Genomic DNA, 1,890 nt, shown 5'->3' on the forward strand with positions numbered 1-1,890 from the left:
TCCTGATCGTGCTGCCGATGAACAAGCTCTTCAGGCGGCGCGACCGCAAGCTGGAACTCGAAGAGGACGTTAAGGCGGAGGTGGATCCCCAGGTTGCCCTGCTGACGGAAATCCGCGACAGCCTTCGTCAGCGCGCCTGACCCAGAGACGAACTGAGGACCGGAGATTTCCTCCGGTCCTCAGTTCACTCAGCACTGTCTAGGCAGGCTCGAGCGCGAGCTGGTTCTGCACGATTCCGGCCAGGGTTGCCGCAGTGCTTTCGGCGGTGGCCATGTCGGCCGCTTCCACCATCACCCGGACCACGGGTTCGGTACCGGAAGGACGGAGCAGGACGCGGCCCGTCTCGCCGAGGGATTCCTGAGCTTCCCGAACTGCGCGCTGGACCTCATCGTTCCTGTTGACGCTCGACTTGTCGACGCCCTTGACGTTGATCAGCACCTGCGGGAGCTTGGTCATGATCGTTGCGAGTTCCTTCAGGCTCCGCCCGGACTTCGCGACCTGGGCGGCGAGCTGAAGACCGGTAAGAACACCGTCTCCCGTGGTCGCGTAGTCGGCGAAGATCACGTGACCGGACTGTTCGCCGCCGAGGCTGTAGCCGCCGTCGCGCATTCCCTCGAGCACATAGCGGTCACCGACGGCGGTCTCCCGCATGCTGATGCCCGCATCGCGGAGGGCGAGCTTCAGTCCCAGGTTGCTCATCACCGTGGCGACGAGCGTGTTGTCCTTCAGCCGGCCGGCGGAGTTCAGGGCCACGGCCATGATGGCCATGATCTGGTCGCCGTCCACGACGGTGCCCTCGTGGTCCACCGCAAGGCAACGGTCAGCGTCGCCGTCATGGGCAATGCCCAGGTGCGCGCCGTGTTCCAGGACAGCTGCCTGAAGCTTCTCGAGGTGGGTGGAACCGCAGCCGTCGTTGATGTTGTTGCCGTCGGGATCAGCTCCAATGACGACGATTTCCGCACCTGCGTCGGAGAACACCTGCGGGGAGCATCCGCTTGCGGCGCCGTTGGCGCAGTCGAGCACGACCTTGAGCCCGTCGAGGCGGTGCGGGAGGGACTGCAGGAGGTGAACCACGTAGCGGTCCTCGGCGTCGGCGAAACGCTGGATACGGCCGACGTCGGGCCCCACCGGGCGGTGCGCAGGCGTGCTGAGGGCGGCTTCGATGGCGTCCTCAAGGGCGTCGTCGAGCTTCTTGCCGCCGCGTGCCAGGAACTTGATGCCGTTATCCGGCGCCGGATTGTGCGAGGCGGAAATCATGACGCCGAAGTCGGCCTTGAGGTCGGCGACGAGGAAGGCAGCAGCGGGCGTCGGGAGCACACCGGCGTCATACACGTCGACGCCGGCACTCGCCAGTCCGGCCTCGACCGCAGCCGCGATGAAGTCACCGCTGATGCGGGGGTCGCGTGCGATGACGGCTGTGGGCCGTCTGCCGTCGGACTGTTGATGCCCGAGGACTACGGCCGCAGCCTGGGCTAGCTGCAATGCGAGTTCTGCGGTGAGGAGGCCGTTCGCTTGACCGCGGACGCCATCGGTCCCAAATAATCTACTCATCGTGGTCCATCCTAAGTCAGAGAAGTTGCGGACCCGCGCTGGGGGCAAAGAACGCGTTAAAGCGTTACGCCCGCCCGGCGATTGCCGAGCGGGCGTAACGGGTGGAGCAAGATCTAGCGCTTGTGGAGCCAAGCCCTCGAAAAAGCCGAGGGGACCCGGTGGAATACGCGCCAGCGGATTCCACCCGGGAAGGCTTTTTCTAGCGCTTGGAGTACTGAGGCGCCTTGCGTGCCTTCTTGAGACCAGCCTTCTTACGCTCGATGACGCGAGCGTCACGGGTCAGGAAGCCTGCCTTCTTGAGGGCGGGGCGGTTGTTCTCGCGGTCAATCTCGTTGAGCG

General features: G+C 65.0%; 2 protein-coding genes. Both read right to left on the reverse strand.

The window, feature by feature from the left end; translation table 11 throughout:
* Positions 1-198: 198 nt before the first annotated feature.
* Positions 199-1,551, reverse strand: coding sequence for a phosphoglucosamine mutase (gene glmM / locus RIF85_RS15825; protein WP_309072855.1), 1,353 nt, complete (start codon positions 1,549-1,551; stop codon positions 199-201).
* 199 nt (positions 1,552-1,750) lie between these two features.
* Positions 1,751-1,890: 30S ribosomal protein S9 (rpsI, locus tag RIF85_RS15830; RefSeq protein ID WP_309072856.1), on the reverse strand; the 140-nt coding region annotated here is incomplete at its 5' end.

Origin of the sequence: Arthrobacter sp., assembly GCF_031179385.1 — a bacterium.
Taxonomy (GTDB): Bacteria; Actinomycetota; Actinomycetes; order Actinomycetales; family Micrococcaceae; genus Arthrobacter_D.

Bases quoted from the DNA above. Each gene is read 5' to 3' on its own strand.
- glmM (WP_309072855.1), bottom strand. From the start codon at position 1,551: ATGAGTAGATTATTTGGGACCGATGGCGTCCGCGGTCAAGCGAACGGC.